This window comes from Synechococcus sp. R55.3 (genome assembly GCF_047461975.1).
Lineage (GTDB): Bacteria > Cyanobacteriota > Cyanobacteriia > Thermostichales > Thermostichaceae > Thermostichus.
Genome location: NZ_JANSIG010000004.1, coordinates 1 through 16,489 on the forward strand (window position 1 = coordinate 1; position 16,489 = coordinate 16,489).

Annotated in this window: 14 protein-coding genes; 8 read left to right on the forward strand and 6 right to left on the reverse strand. The window is 59.4% G+C overall.

What is annotated here, in order from left to right:
• Positions 1 to 279: 279 nt before the first annotated feature.
• The 4 genes from NW849_RS01130 to NW849_RS01145 all read left to right on the forward strand — a co-directional run bounded on the left by NW849_RS01130 (position 280) and on the right by NW849_RS01145 (position 5,981).
• A complete protein-coding gene (locus NW849_RS01130) occupies positions 280 to 1,953 on the forward strand; it encodes a CocE/NonD family hydrolase (protein WP_414355557.1) in 1,674 nt (557 codons plus the stop codon).
• A gap of 98 nt (positions 1,954 to 2,051) precedes the next feature.
• Positions 2,052 to 2,312, forward strand: a complete 261-nt coding sequence (locus tag NW849_RS01135) for a DUF6761 family protein (protein WP_011434405.1) — start codon at positions 2,052 to 2,054, stop codon at positions 2,310 to 2,312.
• 216 nt (positions 2,313 to 2,528) lie between these two features.
• Complete coding sequence (locus NW849_RS01140; RefSeq protein ID WP_414355558.1) at positions 2,529 to 4,343, forward strand: glycosyltransferase family 39 protein; 1,815 nt, start codon at positions 2,529 to 2,531, stop codon at positions 4,341 to 4,343.
• A gap of 177 nt (positions 4,344 to 4,520) precedes the next feature.
• Positions 4,521 to 5,981: a circularly permuted type 2 ATP-grasp protein gene (locus tag NW849_RS01145; RefSeq protein WP_414355559.1), complete on the forward strand. Its 1,461-nt coding sequence runs from the start codon at positions 4,521 to 4,523 to the stop codon at positions 5,979 to 5,981.
• A gap of 21 nt (positions 5,982 to 6,002) precedes the next feature.
• Here the strand turns inward: NW849_RS01145 and NW849_RS01150 are convergent, their stop codons facing one another.
• The 5 genes from NW849_RS01150 to NW849_RS01170 form a co-directional block, all read right to left on the reverse strand.
• Positions 6,003 to 6,563 carry a gamma carbonic anhydrase family protein gene (locus tag NW849_RS01150; RefSeq protein WP_414355560.1) on the reverse strand — a complete coding sequence of 187 codons (561 nt, stop codon included), beginning with the start codon at positions 6,561 to 6,563 and terminating at the stop codon, positions 6,003 to 6,005.
• A gap of 265 nt (positions 6,564 to 6,828) precedes the next feature.
• The gene (locus tag NW849_RS01155; protein WP_011429917.1) at positions 6,829 to 7,824 is read right to left on the reverse strand and encodes an alpha-E domain-containing protein; all 996 of its coding nucleotides are present in this window, start codon (positions 7,822 to 7,824) and stop codon (positions 6,829 to 6,831) included.
• Positions 7,818 to 9,677 carry a hypothetical protein gene (locus NW849_RS01160; protein ID WP_414355595.1) on the reverse strand — a complete coding sequence of 620 codons (1,860 nt, stop codon included), beginning with the start codon at positions 9,675 to 9,677 and terminating at the stop codon, positions 7,818 to 7,820. Before NW849_RS01160 ends, NW849_RS01155 begins: the two co-directional genes overlap by 7 nt.
• A 44-nt stretch (positions 9,678 to 9,721) precedes the next feature.
• A complete protein-coding gene (gene moaC, locus NW849_RS01165) occupies positions 9,722 to 10,273 on the reverse strand; it encodes a cyclic pyranopterin monophosphate synthase MoaC (RefSeq protein ID WP_414355561.1) in 552 nt (183 codons plus the stop codon).
• A 92-nt stretch (positions 10,274 to 10,365) separates the two neighbouring features.
• The gene (locus NW849_RS01170; protein WP_414355562.1) at positions 10,366 to 10,857 is read right to left on the reverse strand and encodes a Tic20 family protein; all 492 of its coding nucleotides are present in this window, start codon (positions 10,855 to 10,857) and stop codon (positions 10,366 to 10,368) included.
• Positions 10,858 to 11,162: 305 nt separating this feature from the next.
• Between NW849_RS01170 and NW849_RS01175 the strand changes: the two genes are divergently transcribed.
• The 3 genes from NW849_RS01175 (at position 11,163) to NW849_RS01185 (ending at position 14,460) form a co-directional block, all read left to right on the forward strand.
• Positions 11,163 to 11,630 (forward strand): hypothetical protein, encoded by a 468-nt coding sequence (locus NW849_RS01175; protein WP_414355563.1) that lies wholly within the window; start codon positions 11,163 to 11,165, stop codon positions 11,628 to 11,630.
• Positions 11,631 to 11,897: 267 nt separating this feature from the next.
• Positions 11,898 to 12,932 (forward strand): ferrochelatase, encoded by a 1,035-nt coding sequence (hemH, locus tag NW849_RS01180; RefSeq protein ID WP_414355596.1) that lies wholly within the window; start codon positions 11,898 to 11,900, stop codon positions 12,930 to 12,932.
• Positions 12,933 to 13,077: 145 nt separating this feature from the next.
• Positions 13,078 to 14,460: a CCA tRNA nucleotidyltransferase gene (locus tag NW849_RS01185; protein WP_414355564.1), complete on the forward strand. Its 1,383-nt coding sequence runs from the start codon at positions 13,078 to 13,080 to the stop codon at positions 14,458 to 14,460.
• On the opposite strand, the gene NW849_RS01190 is transcribed toward NW849_RS01185, so the two are convergent.
• Positions 14,457 to 15,182 carry a response regulator gene (locus tag NW849_RS01190; protein ID WP_414355565.1) on the reverse strand — a complete coding sequence of 242 codons (726 nt, stop codon included), beginning with the start codon at positions 15,180 to 15,182 and terminating at the stop codon, positions 14,457 to 14,459. The genes NW849_RS01185 and NW849_RS01190 overlap by 4 nt on opposite strands.
• A gap of 393 nt (positions 15,183 to 15,575) precedes the next feature.
• On the opposite strand from NW849_RS01190, the gene NW849_RS01195 reads away from it, so the two are divergent.
• Positions 15,576 to 16,478, forward strand: a complete 903-nt coding sequence (locus NW849_RS01195) for a 4-hydroxybenzoate solanesyltransferase (protein WP_414355566.1) — start codon at positions 15,576 to 15,578, stop codon at positions 16,476 to 16,478.
• The last annotated feature ends 11 nt before the right edge of the window (positions 16,479 to 16,489 follow it).

Below are 16,489 nucleotides of genomic sequence, written 5' to 3' on the forward strand. Positions count from 1 at the left end.
TCAATGACTTTTGCCAAACCGCCTAAAGCTCAGTAAATTCAGCAAAGTTCAGGGTTTTGGGGGTTAGAGGCATGCTCCGACAAATCTTTTCCCAGGGTCTCTGTTTCCATAAATCCATAAAAGCCATAAAAGAGGGGTCTGGAGGGGGCTGCGTTTGCGCCAGCAGGCCGGAGATCAAGGGCAATACCAGGGAAGGGGCTCAAACTCTGGTGGGAGTTTCTCCCTCTCATAAGGGCTTCTGTTTTATCTTAGGAAGAATCCACCCAGGGATCCCTTAGGTTGTCCTTGGTTGGTATCCCTTTGGCAAGATCCGCTAGCCCAACCCAGGCCATGTTGCCCGTTCGCCCCCGCGAAACTGTTTCCATGTTCACCCGCGACGGGATCCAACTGGACGCGGATGTCTATCGCCCGCAAGGGGAGGGGAGCTACCCGGTTTTGCTGATGCGGCAGCCCTATGGGCGGGCCATTGCCTCGACGGTGGTGTATGCCCATCCCAGGTGGTATGCGGCCCAGGGGTACATTGTGGTCATCCAGGATGTGCGCGGACGGGGAACTTCCAAGGGATCCTTCTACCCTTTCCGCCATGAGGTGGAAGACGGGTTTGACGCCGTCAATTGGGCGGCTGCCTTGCCGGGGAGCAACGGCGTAGTGGGCATGTACGGCTTCTCTTATCAGGGCATGACCCAGCTGTATGCGGCTTCTACCCGTCCCAGCGCCTTGAAGGCCATCTGCCCGGCGATGCTGCCTTACGATCTCTATGCCGATGCCGCTTACCCAGGGGGGGCCTTTGCCTTCTACAACAACCTCAGTTGGGCCTTGCAACTGGAGACCGAAGGGGCGCGTCTCAGGGGGGATGCCAATGCCTACCAAGCGCTTTTGAAAGCTGCCCGCAATCTCCCCCTCTACGACCCTATCCCCCTCAAGCCGGGGGTGTTGCAGCAGTATGCCCCCCAGTCCTATTACTTCGACTGGCTGGAGCACAGCGAGCCGGATGAATACTGGCGCAAGCTCTCTCCCCGTCTAGAGGTGGTGGATCTGCCGATGCTACACATTGCCGGCTGGTTTGACAGCTACCTGAGTGGTAGCCTGCGCCTCTACAAGGAAATGAGCGCCCGCAGCCAGAACCCTCAATACCTGATCATCGGCCCTTGGATCCATCTCCCTTGGGGGCGCAAAGTGGGGGCGTTGGACTTTGGCCCAGAGGCTGTCAGCCCCATCGATTGCCTGCAGGTGCGCTGGTTTGACCAGTTCCTCAAAGGCAAAGATACAGGGATCCTCCAGGAGCCGCCGGTACGCCTGTTCGAGATGGGATCCAACCGCTGGCGCGGCTTTGATGCTTGGCCTACCCCTGAGCCAAAAGCTTTTTACCTACACAGCACCGGCTTGGCTGCCCTTTCAGAAGCAGAGGGATCCCTTCGCCCTGAACCCTCGCCGACGCAACAATCGGATACCTTTGTTCACGATCCCTGGCGACCGGTGCCGGCCTTGGGGGGCCACCTAGTTCAGCCTGCCGGGCCGCAAGAGCGCTCCGCCCTCGACTGCCGCACCGATGTCCTGACCTATACCACTCCGCCGCTGCAAGCCGAGCTGGTTCTGGTCGGGGACATTGCTGTGGAGGTGTACGCGGAGGCCGACAGCCCCAGTTTCGATCTTTGCGCTGTGCTCTCGGTGGTAAGGCCCGATGGGCAGGTGTATAACTTTTCCCAAGGCTATTGTCGCCTACGGGATCCCCAGCCCAGTACCCCCATTCTGATTCCCTGTCAGCCCACCTGTATTCGCATTCCTTGCGGTCATGCTCTGCGCCTCAGCCTTAGCGCGGCTTGTTTTCCGGCCTATCCTGTCAACACAGGCACGGGAATGCGGGAAGAGCGGCTGATTGAGGCCCGCATTCTCACCATCACTCTCCGCAGCGGTGGCGAGACGCCTTCGCGGCTGCACCTGCCCATGGCTTGAAGCCAAGAAGAGACGATGCTTCGGGATCCCGTTTGCAATCACCCCTTACAAAGAGACACCAAACGTTAGGATAGAAACAGGCAGGGCAAGGGAACACCATGTTGCAAGACCCAAAGTTGATCCGGCACTATCAGGCTTTGACCGATGCTCTGGTGGATACCTGGCAGCGGGGCTACCGGCGCACCGATGAGCTACGTCTGCTGGTGGATGGCTACCTGCTGGCCTTGCGAACTGGCAAACAATTGGAGCCCTTCGAGATCTATCGCATTGAGGACGAGGTCAACCGCTTCCTCTACGATCCGTCCAACTTCATAGATCCGGAATTGGAGCCAGAGGCGGAGCCGATGCGGGGTTATTGATTTTGTGAATCCCTGTTGGCGATCCCTAGAACAGGTGGGGCAAAGTTTTGATTCCAACCTTTTCTGATCTCCCCTCGCCCCTTGGGAGAAAGACTAGGGGGGAGGGCGCTGACTGAGTTCTGGTTTTGTCGAGCATCTTGCGCCTGGTAGGCTGAGAGGGATCGATTCGTTCCTGATTCCAGTCGTATCGGTTCTATGGCGGTTTGGGATAGGGTGATGACCTCCCGGCATCTGCCCCTGCTGGGATCCGGCTTGGGCTTGGGGGTAGCCCTGATCCTCTGGTACGGGGTGTTTGGCTACCACGTGCTGCAGATTGGCCTCTGGCTGCTGAGCATCCTGCTGGTGGGGTTGTATTGGGCGCAGTTTTCCCCGGCTCAACCCCCTTGGGATCCGACGCGGCTGCGCTGGCAACAGGAGCTGTTGCACCTGGGGCTGTTGGTGTTGGTCTTTGCCCCGATCTACCTCTACGACCTGCCCAACATCCCTTTTCAGATCAATACTGACGAGATTGTGATCACCTCCATGGCCCGTCGCGCCTCAGGGGTGCGCTATCCCGATATCTTTGGGCTGATGCCGGAGTATTTCTATTTCCCCCGCTTCATGTTCAGCCTCTTCGGCGGCCTGACGCGGCTGATGGGGGGAGTCACGCTGCTCAATGTGCGCACGGTACATGCCGCCTTCGGGGTCGTCACCATTCTGGTGGCCTACGGGTTTTTTCGGGCATTTTGGGGATCCCGTCTGGCCTTGGCCGGGGCAGCCCTCTTGGGATCCAACCATGCCCTGCTGGCTATTAGCCGTATGGCGATGCGGGAAAACCTCATTGTCTTGGTAGAGTGTGCAGCCTTGGCCTTGATCTTGAAGGGGGTGCGGGAGAAAAACCCCCTGTTGCTCTATCTGGGGGGAGGAGCGGCGGCTTTCTCCCTCTACGGCTATTTGCCGGGGCGGGTGGTGATCCTGCTGGGGTTGCTGTTTGGAGTTCTGTACCTGCTCCTGGGCCGGGAGGATCTCCGAGGAGAAAACAAGCAAGCTAATCCCCTCTGGGTCCTGGCTAAGCTGACGGTGCCCGCGGCGCTGGGCTTTTTTCTGGTGGCTGGGCCCATTCTGGTGGCCACGGTCACAGCACCTGCGGTGAGCGCCGAGTACTCTCGCCAACAATTTCTCTTTTTCCCGGAAGGGCGGGCGTTACAACAGATGTGGGTGAATGCGGCTACGCCAGAGGAGGCGGTCTGGCGCAACATCTTCAACGGCCTGAGTATGTTCAACGACCCCGGCCAGCACGACCGCGGCTACATCTATCCCAACTACGGCCATGCTTTTGTGGATCCCTTGACGGGGGCTTTGATCTGGCTGGGGCTGGGATCCGGCCTCTACCGCCTTTTCAAGAAGCGCAGCCAGCCCCACGACTGGCTCTGTATCGGCAGCTTCCTATTTCTCTACCTGCTGTTTAGCTTGGCCATCACCAAAGCCCCCAACTACACCCGCCTGCTGGTCATTCTGCCCTTCGTGGCCTACCTCACCCTAGAAGGGATCCAGGTGCTCCTGCGGGCGCTGAGCGGTCTTCTGGAGTGGGCAGGATCTCAGGCAAGAGGTTGGTTGCTAGCGGTGGCGATGGGGGGCGCGATCCTGGCGATTGGGGGATGGAACTTGGCAATCTTCGGAGATTTTGTCTTCAAGGGCTGGACTCAAGGCAATGATGTGGGGGCTACCGGGCGCTATGTGGCAGCTCGCCAAGGGGATCCCGACTACCGCTTCTATCTGGCGGCTAGCACTGCCTACCCCTATTTCAGCTGGGGAGAGCCTATCTACTGGCAAAGTTGGATTCAATTTTTTGCTGGGCCGGAGCAGGAGGTGAAGGTTTTTTCCCCAGAGACGTTGCCCGGCCAAGACCTAGAACCGCCGTTTACCCTGTTCACGAATGAGGCAGTATGGGATCAGCAGGGGGCAGAGCTGCAACGGCGCTTTCCCAAGGGGCAGTTGCATCGGATCCCTGCCGAGCGGGGGCTATGGGCCTTTGAGGTGGCGGATCCCTAGAGCTCCCCCCCTGGTTTGGCCAACCCACTGTTCGCGGGACGGAGTCCTTTCGCGTCAGCGGGACGGAGTCCTTTCTTTTTACCAGGCTAAAAGTAGCTGAAAGCACACTATGCAGATCCAGAGCCGCCAACAGTAGAAGAAGTAGAAGAAGATGATAGCGTTCCAGGGATCCCAGACGTGCGTTTTGATGCCTACGACCCGGGCGAGGGGTTTTACGACGAGCTGTTTTTGGGGCGTAACCAGCCCCGTCCTGAGGCGATCCCGTTGATTGAGCGCATTCATTCTCTGGAAGAAGGGGAACTGCAGCAGCGGCAAGCGGCGGCGCAGGCGGCCCTCTTTCAAATGGGGGTGACCTTCAACGTCTATGGCGATAGCCAGGGCACAGAGCGGATTTTCCCCTTTGACATTATTCCCCGTATCGTCTCGGCTTCCGAGTGGCAGCGGCTGGAGAAGGGCCTTAAGCAGCGCATCCACGCCCTCAACCTGTTCATCGACGATGTTTATCACGACCAGAAAATCCTCAAGGATAGGGTGATCCCTGCCGAGCTGATCGAGACGGCCAAGGGATTTCTGCGGCCCTGTGTGGGGCTCAACCCACCGGGGAGAATTTGGTGCCACGTCACCGGCACCGACTTGGTGCGGGATCGGGACGGAACTTGGTACGTGCTGGAAGACAACCTGCGCTGTCCGTCGGGAATCTCCTACGTGCTGGAAAATCGGCGGGTGATGAAAAGCACCTTTCCCTCCCTGTTCAACACAATGGGGATCCGCCCGGTGGACGATTACCCCAGCCACTTGTTGGATACTCTGCTCTACCTGGCGCCGCCGCAACTGGCCAATCCAACGGTGGTGGTGCTCACCCCCGGCATCTACAACTCCGCCTACTTCGAGCATTCTTTCCTCGCCCAGCAGATGGGGGTGGAGCTGGTGGAAGGACGGGATCTGGTGGTGGCAGATGGCTATTTGCAAATGCGCACCACCAAGGGGCTGCAGCGGGTGGATGTGATCTACCGCCGTATCGACGACGACTTCATCGATCCGCTGGCCTTTCGCCCCGATTCTCTACTGGGGGTTCCGGGCCTGTTTGAGGTTTATCGGTCAGGGCGGCTGGCGATTGCCAACGCTTTGGGAACAGGGGTGGCGGACGACAAGGTGATCTACGCCTATGTGCCGCAGATGATCCGCTACTACCTGGGAGAAGAGGCCATTTTGCCCAACGTGCCCACCTACCTCTGCTGGGATCCTAAGGATCAGGCGTACGTACTGGAAAACCTGGACAAGCTGGTGGTGAAGGCAGCCAACGAGTCGGGTGGCTACGGCATGTTGATGGGATCCCAGGCCACACCGGAAGAGCGGGCTGCTTTTGCCGAGAAAATCCGCGCCCAACCGCGCAACTACATCGCCCAACCCACCCTGTGCCTTTCTCGCGTGCCCACCTTGGTGGATCGGGGAGAAGGCCCCTGTCTGGAGCCCTGTCATGTGGACTTGCGGCCCTACATCCTCTATGGCAAGGACATTTATGTTCACCCAGGGGGGCTGACCCGCGTCGCCCTCAAGAAGGGATCCCTGGTGGTGAACTCCTCCCAGGGGGGCGGCAGCAAAGATACCTGGGTGCTCTGTGTGGATCCCGGCTGTTGAGAGACGGCTGGCAAAATAGGCTCAAAGTCGCTCGCCCGAACCTCTGCTCCACCGGCCAAAGCGGCTGGCATGTTGAAGCGCCAGATCCACGTAGTGCTGAGCGTGAAGGCGCAGTTGCTCGACCTCTTCCTCGGTGAGGGTGCGGATAACCTTGGCCGGGATCCCTACCGCCAAAGAGTGGGGTGGCACAGACCGGGTGACCACTGCTCCAGCTCCCACCATGCTGCCTGCCCCGATGGTGACCCCGTTCAAGATAATGGCCCCAATCCCGATCAGACATCCCCCCTCGATGTGGGCACTGTGGATGACCGCTCGATGGCCTACGGTCACTTCCTCGCCAACCAGGGTCGGCTGTCCGGGATCCCCGTGCAGGATGGCTCCATCTTGGATGTTGCTGCGGCGGCCAATGACAATGGGCGAGAGATCCCCCCGCAAGATGGCCCCGTACCAGATGCTCACCGCTTCCGAAAGATGGACATCGCCGATCAGTGTGGCATTGGCGGCAATAAAGGCTGCCTGGTCGATCCCTCTCGGCTGCTGCTCTAACCCCACTTTCCAAACGCCCTTGGCAACGGCTTCCATTTCCCCAATCCTACTGCTACCGGGGGTGCGGCAATTCCAGACCTGCCCCAGCGCTCCGCGCCGCCTCCAGTCCCAGAAAAAGAGAGGAGCCAGGGATCCAGAAAATCAACCCGTCCCTTTGCTCCTGTTTCACCATTGTCAATCCATTGCACAATAGCAATGAGATATAAGCAACACATTTGGCTCATTGTCGATAGCTGTGGAAGCGTTCGTTAGATTAATTTCTAACTCTTGTAGGAGAGGGGCTAGGGGTGAGGGATTTTAGCTAAGCCTGCCGTTGCAGCAGGGGAGAGGATTCAGACGGTTGCAAGGGGCGAATGGCAAAGAAAGTTTCGTAGATGCAATCGCCAACGTGGTTCATTTGTAGCTGCAATTTGTCGAGAAACTCATGTAAGCCCTGCTCCATAATGTCGTCGATGGTCAGGTAGTCCAGCTCAGAACGCAGGCGGCCCAAAGCTCGCTCGCTGGGATCCCGCCAAGTATCGGCTGGGGTGCCGGTGATCTGGTGCAGGGATCGATCCGCATGAATAAGACAAAACTGAATGGAGCGGGGAAATTGCCGATCCAAAATCAGGAAAGAGGCCACCTCTCTGGGATTGATGCGGTGCTGGCGGCTGTATTTCCGGTACATTTCATAAGCACTGGCCGACTTCAGCAAAGCAATCCACTGCAACTCATCCAAAGCCGTACCCACATACTGCAGAGAGGGCAGCAAAATAAAATACTTAACATCCAAAATGCGCGCCGTTTTGTCCGCCCGCTCCAAAAGACGGCCAATCTGGCCAAAGTGCCAACCTTCCCCGTGGGTCATGGTGGCATCCATCACCCCGGCGAATAGGTGGCTGGCCAGTTTCACTTCCGTGAAGAAATCGTGGAGCTGACTCAGGTGGGGGCCTTGCTGAGCTGCTTCTTTGACCATCAAATAAAAGCGGTTGACCCGCTCCCACATTTCTGAAGAAATGACCTCCCGCACAGAACGGGCATTTTCTCGCGCCAGCCGCAAACAGGAAAGGATGGAGTTGGGGTAATCCCTATCAAAAGCCAGGAACTGGATGACCGTTTCTTGGGTCGCCTGGCCATAACGCTGGTAAAACAGCTCCTGATCCCCGGTGGTGTAGACGATGGGATCCCACTGCTGGGCGGGACCGCTGGGCAAGTCTAGGATGAGGTTGAGATTGACATCGATGAAGCGGGCGATGTTCTCGGCGCGCTCCACGTAGCGGTTGAGCCAGTAGATGGAATCGGCCACGCGACTCAGCATGCTGTTACCTCCTCTGGAGTTTCTTGTCTCCGCGCTCCGTTCAAACCCAGCAGGCGGAGCAGCCGCCGCACCTTCACCAGCAGCACCCCCGTCAGGCCGGTCAAGATCCACCCCATCCACTCGGCTGCAGTACCCAGATAGCGCACCTGCACGCGATGATCCCCTGGTGGGATCCGCACCTGCAACAGCCCCACTCCGCTGTGCTCAGCAGACGTGAGGCGACCATCCACCTGTACCCGCCAAGCAGGGTAGTAAAAAGTGCGCAGGACTACCCATTGATCCTGATCGGTGGGGTTAACGGCCCGAAAACGACGGTAGCCATAGCGCCACTGCTCCACTTCCAACAGTGGCTCCAGATTGCCTTGCTCTTGTCCAAAATCCACTACGTCCCCCTGCCACCGCAGCAGCGGATCCACCTCTGGGGGCGGCATGGGCAGGGTTGCTTGGCGAGGTCGGTACTCCAGCACATCCACCAGCGCCAGCCCATCGGGAAAGATCCAGTGCCAGTGAAGAAAAGCGATGCCCGGTCGCTGCTGGGGCTCATTGGGAAATGGCTTGGCTGCAGACAGCTCTTGAAAAGTCTGGATGGTTTGCGGGTCAAACCAGGCTCTGGACAAGACCTGCCAGCCCTGCCAGCTTTGTATCCCCATGGCCAGACCTATCCCCACAATCAAGAGGATCCTCCAGCCCTTTTGCCCCCACCCCCAGGCGGCCAGGGATCCCAACAGCCAGGGCACGGTTACCGCCGTCACCGCCATCCAGCGCCAAGAAAACTGAATGCGGCGCAGGGGCAAAACCCACTCGTAGAGCCAACCCAGCAGATCCGTCATCATCAGCAAGGCCACCAAGCTGGCCCCCAAGCTGTAGAGCAGGATGGCTTTGGCCAGGGGAGCAGAGGATTCTAAGGCACCATGGGACTCCGTCTCGCCAGCGCGAACGGAATGGATCGGGGTCATCCCCCTTGTCCTGCGGGCCAGCCATTCCCAGAAAACCAGGATCCCAGCACCCAAGACAACGGCCACCATCCAGATCCAGTACCCCACCAGGCCGCTCTCAAACCAGTGCTGCGTCAGTTGTGGCTGGAGCCGGGTCAGCCCACTCACCATCAAACGATGTTGGGGCATGTACTCTTCGACGAAATTGACGAAGTCCACCTGGACAAAGCGCTGATCCCAAAAGGCTGGCAGCAGATAAAACGCCGTCCACCCCAGCCCCAGCCCAAACCCCAAGTAGCAGCGCCCCACCCTGGGCCAGAGGGGATCCCAGCGGCCCAGCACCCAAGGCAGAGGCAGCCAAGTTAGCGTAAAGACCAGCAAAGTGGGCAAGTGAGATAGGGCCAACAGGCCGTAGCTAATGGCTAAGGCCACAATCGGCCAAAGGGACTGGGGCCGGCAGATCACCTGGACTGAGGCCCAGAAAATCCAGGGAGAGACAGCAATGGCCCACACTTCCCCCATTGCCCCCCGTTGGTAAATATCCACCAGCCAATAGGGGCCGGCCATACCCGCCAGAGCCAAAACCAGAGCCCAAGCCCAGGGGATGAGTTGCCGGAGAAGGGCATACAGCCCTGTCCCGAAGACCGCCATTGCCAAGCCCATGCTGGCCACCAAAGAGGTGGGCATGTCCAGCCCCAGCAGGCGAAACGGCAGAGGGGCCACCATGCACAGAGGGGGGTAAAAGGCAAAGGTAGGATTGCCGTAGCCGAAGTTGGAATACTCCAGCCAGCGGGGGTAGAACTGCCCGCTGAAAAACTGTCGCTGATACTGAAAGGCCCAACTGAGGTTGAAGTGGGTGGAATGAGTGATGGGATATCCCTGGTGCAGCATGGGCCAGAGCAGCACCACGACTCCCACCAGCAACCCTATCCCAACACCCCTCTCCGGTTGGCACAACGCTTTTAGCATTTCTCGGCGTTGTCCCCATCCTCTACCTCGAAGGGCCCAGACTTCCCCCCATACTTGCGCAACAGCCGGATGTTTTCGATCACCATCGTCTTTTCCAGGGCCTTGGCCATGTCGTACAGGGTGAGGGCGGCCACGGAAACAGCCGTCAGAGCCTCCATCTCCACCCCTGTTTGGGCGTTGGTTTTTACTGTAGCGGTGATCAGAAAGCCGGGCAGATGGGGATCCGGATCCAGATCCACAGTGACGCTGCTCAAGGGGAGAGGATGACACAGCGGGATCAGATCGGCGGTGCGCTTGGCAGCCATGATCCCGGCCAGCCGGGCTGTTTCCACCACATTCCCTTTGGGCCCTTGACCGGCCAAGATGGTCTGCAAAGTCGTTTCTGACATGCGTACCTGTCCTTGGGCAGTGGCCAAGCGGGCAACCATGGGCTTGTGTCCCACTTCCACCATTTGTGCTCGGCCAGAGGCGTCCAGGTGGGTGAGGGCTTGCCCAACAAAGGACTCTGTCCTGCTGGCGCGACTAGAACTCGAATCCGATGGCACCCCGGCCTCCCACAATCCTTGAGAGCTGAAGAGTTGGCTTAGGCTCCGATGAGGTCGGCAAATCGGCAACCAGACCCGCAGGGACTTGACAACTAGTAGCGAATCCAGGCATAGGCGGCATCAGAGAGCACCGGCACCTCGGCGTAGTGGCCGCGAATGTTTTGCACCCAGGCGTAGACGGTGATGGCAATCACCCCCAAGAGAGCCGTGGTGGCCAAAATGCTGACCATCGCTGCCAGGCCAAGGTTGCCGAAGAGTATGCCAAACGCCTGCATCAGCACCTGCACCAAGAACAAGGCAATGTTGAGCAAGAGCGCCTGGATGGTGTTGAAGCGAACAAAATGGGCTACGCGGGTGTTGCGGATCACCAGGAACAGCAGAGCCAAAAACACCCCCATTCCCAGCCAGCCCGTGGCCAGGGGCACCAGACGAAACAGAGGCGCAAAAATGGGGATCAGCCCTGGCAGAGATTGAAACAACCCAGAGGGCAAAAAGCCCAAGGGCAGAGCCGATACCAAAGGCAAAAGGTAGGGAAGGGATCCCCACAGCCGATTGATGGGAGTGATGTCGCCGCGCCAGGTCATAATCCGCCGATCCCCATAGGTGCAATGGTTACTGGAGCTGGCTTGTCGGTGCGCTTCTGGGATCCCCGCAAGCTACAGGTCGGAAAGAGAAAGCAACACCCAAGCCTTGGGCCTATTGTAGTCGATGGATTTGGGTGGCTCAACGCGCTTGGCCGCAAGCTGGCTTCTGCTTTCCAGTGAGCAGAAAAACTGGAGGCCAAAACGTTCAGAGTGAGCGCTCCGATGCATCTGGGCTGATATAATCAACGGCAAATTCTGGCTGCATCACCGGTTTTTCAGGTTCTCTACATTTTTCAGCTTCCACCATGAAGATTTCATCGTCTCCCGCTGCTCGCATCGTCGGAGCTTTTGTCTGGCAAGTTTGGTCTGGGCTGATGGGTTTTCTCAACGACCGTCTGTTGCCGGAGCGCTATCACATTCGGCCCGAAGCTTTGCCGGAGTGGATTGCCCAGGTGTGGGCAGGCTATCTGCGCTATCGGGAAGCCTCTCGTCCGGGGGCGATCCAGTTTCGCGGCTTGACGGTGGATCCCAGCCGAGATCTGCGCTCAGCTCACCTCGGATCCCGTCCGCTCCGCTACCGCGGCTGCCCCATGGAGACGGTTGCCCGACCTGGGGATCCCTCTCCTGCCGTCCAACCCATCCCTGAAAAGGCTTTTGTGCCCCCCTACTGGAAACTCCTCAATACGCTGCGCTTGAAGTTGAGCCTGGCCGATATTGATCGCTACCCCGTCACTCCGGCCCTGCAGCGGGTTTACCGCGGTCAAGAGTTCTGACAGCGCTCTGCTCCTTAGCGGCAATGGGGTGTTGATGCCGGGGATCCCTGCAGTGGGTGGGGATCCCTTTTTGGACTTTGTTCGCGACAGCGGGACGGAGTCTCCGGATTGGACTTGTAGGTTTGGGTGCGGGTGGTTTCTCCTGAGGGGAAAGCTGAGAAAGACTGCAAAAAAACTTAAGGTCACTTTCCCGCTGGGGGATAAGAGCCCCTACAGTGGATAAAGAAGAACATGGTGCTCCGCACCGCCAACGCAATGAGCCTTGTTATGTCCAAAAGCGGCATGCTCCTACTGAACTTGGGGGGGCCAGAGGCCCAGGCCGATGTGCAGCCCTTTCTTTACAATCTGTTTGCCGATCCCGAGCTGATCCGGCTGCCGTTTCCCTTCTTGCAGCGGGCCTTTGCCTGGGCCATCTCCACACTGCGGGCCGAAAAATCCCGCCGCAACTACGCGGCCATTGGGGGGGGATCCCCCTTGCGGCGCATTACTGCTGAGCAAGCGCGAGAACTGCAGGCCCACCTGGTGGCTGAGGGCTATGACGTGCCGGTGTATGTTGCCATGCGCTACTGGCATCCGTTGATCGAGTCGGTGGTGCAGCAGATCAAGTCGGATGGGATCACCCGCTTGGTGGTGCTGCCGCTCTACCCGCAGTATTCCATCAGCACGACGGGATCCAGCTTTAAGCTGCTGGATCGGCTCTGGGCTGAAGATCCGGAGCTGGCATGCATCGAGCGCTGCCAGATCTACTCCTGGTACGATCAGCCTCAGTACGTGCAGGCGATGGCCAGAGCAATTCGGGAACAGTTGGATGGATTTGCCGAGCCCGAAGGGGTGCATGTGCTGTTCAGCGCCCATGGCATTCCCGAAAGCTATGTCACCGAGGCCGGGGATCCCTACCAACGGGAAATGGAAGCCTGCGTGCGGCTGATCTGGAAGCAGGTGGGACGCCCCAATGACCACACCCTCTCCTATCAAAGCCGGGTGGGTTCGGTGCGGTGGCTGCAACCCTATACCGAACGGGTCATCCTGGAGTTGGGATCCCAAGGCGTGAAACAGTTGCTGGTGGTGCCGATTAGCTTTGTGTCGGAGCACATCGAGACCCTGCAGGAGATTGACATCGAGTATCGGGAACTGGCCCATCGAGCTGGGATTGCCGATTTTCGCCGTGTGCCCGCCTTAAATACCGACCCTCTGTTCATTGCTGGCTTGGCGGCGCTGGTGCGGCCTCATCTGCTCACTCCAGGCTTGGCAGCTCCTGCCTTTGTCCCTGCTGCTGTGGGCAGCTCGCTGCTGGAGCGGTAGGGAAGAACGCCAGGCATTTCATTGTTGCTCTGCTCATTGTTGCTCTGTAACGCTGACGCGACCAGACGAGGACGCTGACTTCATACCCCCAGAAGCGTTCTCCTACCACCCCAGGTGTCTCATCTTCATGGAGTTTTGACTGGGAATGACCCTAAGCCTGAGCGAAGCCTTGCTGACGAAGTGGCTGCTGACCTATTTTTACCAACGGCTGCCTTTCCCCCAAGAGTGGCTGCCGCAGAAAAGCTATTGGGTAGGGGGATCCCTGCGGGATGCTTACCTGGCTTGGCTGCAGGGCCGTGCTGCTGGGGATCCCGCTCGCGACGGTGGGATGGAGTCCTCAGCGTCGGTGGATTTGGACCTGATGTGCGCTGTGGATCCCGTGGGCTGGGCAGCGGCAGTGGCACGGCGGTTGGGGGCGGGCTTTGTGGTGTTGGATCCCGAACGGCAGATTGCCCGCATTGTGTTGGCAAAGTTGACCGTGGACGTGGGGCTGCAGGCGGGATCCACCCCTGAGGCGGATCTGGAGCAGCGGGACTTCACCTGCAATGCCCTGGCCTTGGATCTGCAACGGGAGCAACTGCTGGATCCCACGGGCGGACAAGCCGATATTCGCCAGGGCCGGATGCGCATGGTACACCCCGACAACCTCAGTGCCGATCCGGTGCGGCTGTTGCGGGGTTATCGACAGGCGGCTCAGCTGGGGTTTGGGCTGGATCCGGCTACGCAAGAGGCAATCCGGGAGCGGGCTCCCCTTTTGGCCAACGTGGCGGCAGAACGAGTGCGGGCAGAGGTAGTAGCCCTGTTGGAGGCAGGGATCCCAGGGCTGGCTCACCTACAGGCGGCGGTGGCGGCGGGGTTGCTGCAGGCTTGGCTGCCCCACCTGAAGCCGGAAAGTCCGGGCTTCCCTCAAGCTCAGGCCGTGTGGGAGTGGGCCGGGCGCTGGCAACCGCTCTATCCCCGCACGCTGGCAGAGCTGGCCCAGCCCTTGACATCCTCACGCGAAGGGCGCGGCAGGCTGTTGGCAGTGGTGCTGGCGGCTTTATTGTGGGATCCAGCGGGAACTGAGGACTCTGTCTTGCTGACGCGAACGGCAGAAAGGGTGGAAACCGAGCTGGAGCGGCTGCGCTTCAGCCGAGCGGAAATGCGGGCCATCCAAAAGCTACACCATCTTCTGCCTCAGCTTCAGCTTCTCCTGACGGACTCCCCCACCCCTGCGCAACAGTGGCGGCTTTACCAACAGGCGGGATCCCTGTTCGGCGGCTTGGCGCTGTTGGCGGTGGCTACGGGCGGCGACCCTCAAAAGCTGGAGTCTTGGCTCAAACGCTACGAAGACCCCCAGGATCCCCTGGCCCATCTGGTGCCCCTGCTGGATGGCCGCGATCTGCTGCACAGCTTGGGGGCCAAACCCGGCCCCTGGGTAGGCCAGTTGCTGCAAGACCTCCAGGAGGCGCAGGCTTGGGGGCAGATTCAAACTCGTGCCGAGGCGCTCTCTTTTGCCCGCCGGTGGCGTGGCCAGCAAAAAGACTAGCCGAAGCGATAGCCGAAGCCGCGCACCGTCACCAAATACTCTGGGTTGCTGGGATCCAGCTCCAATTTTTCCCGCAGCCAGCGGATATGTACATCGACGGTCTTGCTGTCGCCCATGAAGTCGGATCCCCAGATGCGCTCCAGAAGCTGTTCCCGCGTCCAAACGCGGCGGGGGTTGGACATAAACAGCTCCAACAGGCGAAACTCTTTGGGGGAAAAACTCACCTCGACGCCCCGCACCAACACGCGGCACTCCTGGGTAAACATACACAGATCCCCGTAACGGAGCACCGTGGCATCGCTGGCTTGGGCCAGTTGTTGCCGGCGCAACACCGAGCGACAGCGGGCGATCAGCTCCCGCATACCAAAGGGCTTGGTCAGATAATCGTCGGCCCCCAGTTCCAAGCCCACCACCCGGTCGGTTTCGCTACTTTTGGCCGTCAACATCAAGATGGGAATCGTGTTGCCCTCCCTGCGCAGCAGCCTGCATAGATCCAAACCGTTCAAGCTGGGCAACATCAAATCCAGGATCATCAAATCCAGCCGCTCAGCCGTATGTACCACCTCAAGGGCTTGCCGACCATCAGCGGCCTGTAAAACTTGATATCCCTGTTCTTCTAAAGCCAGGGCAACCGTTTCCCGAATGGCATCCTCGTCATCCACCACCAGCAGGGTCTCCAGATGGGAAGCAGCTTCCTTGGCTTGAGGAAGTGGACCGGTCATGGAGAGGGTTGCTTCCATACAGAACTCCGTTGCGCCTGCACGCAAGTGCTCCGCACCGCCGTCACGAACGCGGAAGCGTCACGTAGCGATAACAGCCTCACAGGGTGAGAAGGGCAAGTGCCGCCACCGTCAACAGCAGCCCCCCGATAGGATATCAAACTTCCAGGGCCGGCCAATGTAAAGAGAACAGGGGTGGACTGATTGCCCAAGGTCTTGAGACGGCGAATGGGGCCACAAAGATTCCAAAAACCTGCAATTCAGGATGATTGATTTAAGATCTCTAATGTGGAGCCGCCCCTACCCACGCCTCATGGTGCTCTGCACCCCTCCCGCGAACGGCAACTCACGCTTTAAGGACTCCGTCCCGCTGTCGCGATTGGCCGGAAACCGGTTATGTCTGCTTCCCCTTCTGCACTCTGGGCCACTGGCGGAGCCATTCTGCGGCTGTTGCGCTGGCACAAGCCGGCAGGGCGACTGATTTTGATGATCCCGGCGCTGTGGGGAGCTTTTTTGGCCGGACGGGGAACGCCCCCTTGGCCGTTGGTCGGGATCATCATTTTGGGCAGCCTGGCTGCCAGTGGGGCAGGCTGTGTCATCAACGATCTTTGGGATCGAGATTTGGATCCGCTGGTGGAGCGCACCCGCCATCGCCCGTTGGCCAGCCGGGAGTTGACCGTTGGCGTCGGGATCCTGATGGCGGTGGTGAGTTTGGCCTGTGCGGCAGGGCTGGCGCTGTTTCTCAACCCGGTTAGCCTTGCCCTCTGTGTGGCGGCGGTGCCGGTGATCCTGCTCTATCCGGGGGCCAAGCGGGTGTTTCCGGTGCCGCAGTTGGTGCTGGCTCTGGCGTGGGGATTTGCCGTGCTCATCAGTTGGACGGCGGTGAGCGGCCAAGATGCCAACACACCCCTGTGGGAAGAGGGGCTGGGCTGGCTGTGGCTGGCCACGGTGTTGTGGACACTGGGATTTGATACCGTCTATGCTCTTGCGGATCGGGAGGACGATGAGCGGGCCGGGATCCATTCCAGCGCCCGTTTTTTCGGGCAGCGGACGCCGACGGCGGTAGGGCTATTTTTTTTGGGCACTGCCATCGCGCTGTTGGGGGTAGGCCTCAGCCTACGGTTGCATGGAGTTTATTTTGTCAGCTTGGCCATCGTCACTGTCCTCTGGGGCCGGCAAACCTGGCAGCTCCACCAAAGGAATGCCTCTCCCACCTTGTACCTGGCCATCTTCGGCCAAAATGTGGTGCAAGGGTTTATTCTGCTGGCGGGGATGATCGGCGGATCCCTGCTGGCCTGAGGGATCCCCTG